The sequence below is a fragment of the Limnospira sp. PMC 289.06 genome (genome assembly GCF_032350395.1).
In the GTDB taxonomy this organism is placed as follows: Bacteria; Cyanobacteriota; Cyanobacteriia; order Cyanobacteriales; family Microcoleaceae; genus Limnospira; species Limnospira platensis.
In genome coordinates this window covers 1-2,091 of the sequence record NZ_JARPLC010000261.1, presented here as the reverse complement: position 1 = coordinate 2,091, position 2,091 = coordinate 1, and the positions used below count along the sequence as shown (strand labels likewise).

General features: G+C 42.8%; 3 protein-coding genes. All 3 read left to right on the top strand.

What is annotated here, in order from left to right; all coding sequences use genetic code 11:
- Positions 1 to 145: 145 nt before the first annotated feature.
- The 3 genes from P5674_RS24280 to P5674_RS24270 are packed head-to-tail and all read left to right on the top strand — an operon-like array spanning position 146 to position 1,929.
- Positions 146 to 529: a reverse transcriptase N-terminal domain-containing protein gene (locus P5674_RS24280; RefSeq protein WP_315670365.1), complete on the top strand. Its 384-nt coding sequence runs from the start codon at positions 146 to 148 to the stop codon at positions 527 to 529.
- A complete protein-coding gene (locus P5674_RS24275; RefSeq protein WP_315670364.1) occupies positions 489 to 719 on the top strand; it encodes a reverse transcriptase domain-containing protein in 231 nt (76 codons plus the stop codon). Before P5674_RS24280 ends, P5674_RS24275 begins: the two co-directional genes overlap by 41 nt.
- Entirely contained in the window at positions 709 to 1,929 is a 1,221-nt protein-coding gene (locus tag P5674_RS24270) for a reverse transcriptase domain-containing protein (RefSeq protein WP_315670362.1), read from the top strand. Before P5674_RS24275 ends, P5674_RS24270 begins: the two co-directional genes overlap by 11 nt.
- Positions 1,930 to 2,091: the final 162 nt, after the last annotated feature.

The following is a 2,091-nucleotide window of genomic DNA, read 5'->3' as shown; positions in this document are numbered from 1 at the left end:
AGCGTAAGCCTATTAGGGGGTGAGATGTGACCAGAAGCCAACGCCAGACTGTAATAGTAGGGATATGCTAACGGGTCACGGTTTGACTGTAAAGAATAGAGTCTAGTAGGAGTTACTATGACGAAAGCGAGTTTAAAGAAAGGATTTGAGAAATCAAAACCAATCAAGACGTGCGTTTGTATGGAAACAAATCCCATGGGCGAAAGTCCAGAGAAAAGTTTTCAAGCTCCAAAAGAGGATATTTCAAGCAGCTAAATCGGGACAGGACGCAAAGGCACGAAGGTGGCAACGTCTATTGGTGAAGTCATATTATGCCCGGCTCCTAGCAGTGCGGCGAGTGACCCAGGATAATCAAGGCAAGAAAACGGCTGGAGTTGATGGAATGAGAGCAATCTCTCCAAGACAAAGGTTTGAACTTGTGGAGAATATTAAGGGAAACCTCAAAGCAAAACCACTACGACGGGTGTGGATTCCAAAACCCGGCAGGGATGAAAAAAGCGGGAATGGGAATACCCACAATCCAAGATAGAGCAAGGCAAGCCTTGGTTAAATCGACTCTCGAACCTGAATGGGAATCGAGATTTGAAGGCACAAGCTATGGGTTCCGTCCCGGACGGTCAGCCCAAGATGCAATAGCACGAATTTACTCAAGTATCAACAAGGGTGAATATTATGTACTCGATGCTGATATAGCAAAATGCTCTTACCGTGAACCATGATTACCTACTGTCCAAAATTCATTGTCCAAGCCGCCTAAAAAGAGACCTGAAACAATGGCTCAAAGCAGGTGTGCTAGATAACGGTGTATTTGAGGATACAGAAACAGGGACACCCCAAGGAGGGGTAATAAGTCCAATACTCGCCAACATCGCACTGTTGGGCATGGTTAGGTTCATAGAAAAACTGTACCCTAAGAAAGCAAACGTAGTACAAGCTACTGTTATAAGATACGCCGATGATTTCGTAGTGATATCTCCATCACTAGAGATTATTGAACAGTGCAAAATTGCTATTTCCGAATGGTTAAAACCTGTAGGATTAGAAATAAAACCTGAAAAGACTCGAATATGCCACACGCTCAATCCTATTGAGTACAACGGCAAAGCAGAGGAACCAGGGTTCGATTTTCTGGGATTCAATATTAGGCAATATCCAGTCGGCAAATATAAAGCTGGAAAACATGGGGGAAGAAGAAAAGGAGGCTTCTTATGCAACAAAACCCCCCACAAAAAGTTAAGATTCAAAACTCACATAAAACCCAGCAACAAAGCAGTTAAAGCCCACATTGAAGTGATTAAGGGTGTAATAAAACAATATAAAACAGCACCCCAATCAGCCTTGATAAGTAGACTAAACCCGATTATTCGGGGATGGTCAAATTATTATTCATCAGTAGTCTCAACAGAGACCTTCAATAAGCTAGACCAAACAATCTGGCTAATGTTAAGGGCATGGACAGTATCAAGATGCGGAAAGGCAAGTTATGAAAAGCTAAGAAACTATTTCCAACAAGGGAAGGTTAAACTTAGTAATGGGAAAGAAAGACATGAAACTTGGTTATTCAAATCCAAAGACGGAATTACCCTATGGAAGCATAGCTACACTCCGATTGTCAGACATACCCTAATAAGCTCTGACGCAACACCATACGACGGAAACTGGACTTACTGGGCAACCAGGAAAGGACAAGCAATTGGAACGCCAAATAGGGTAGCAAAACTACTCAAAAAGCAAAAAGGCAGGTGTACTTGGTGTGGACAGTATTTCGCACCATCAGATTTAGTTGAAGTAGACCACATTGTACCTCGAAGTTTAGGCGGAAAGGATGAATACAAGAACCTTCAACTATTACATCGCCACACCCGCGATGATAAGACGGCATTAGACAACGCTAAAGCTGTATCCTTAACAATGGAACAATCAGACTAGGAGCCGTGTGAGGTGAAAGTCTCACGCACGATTCTGAATGGGAGGGAATGGAGGCGACTCCATTCTCGACCCCTAATATTTCATCTCAAATTAGGTTAACATTTTACGGCAATACGGTATAAGAAGCGAGAATAGGTGCGAGACGTTTAGGAATCAAATAAG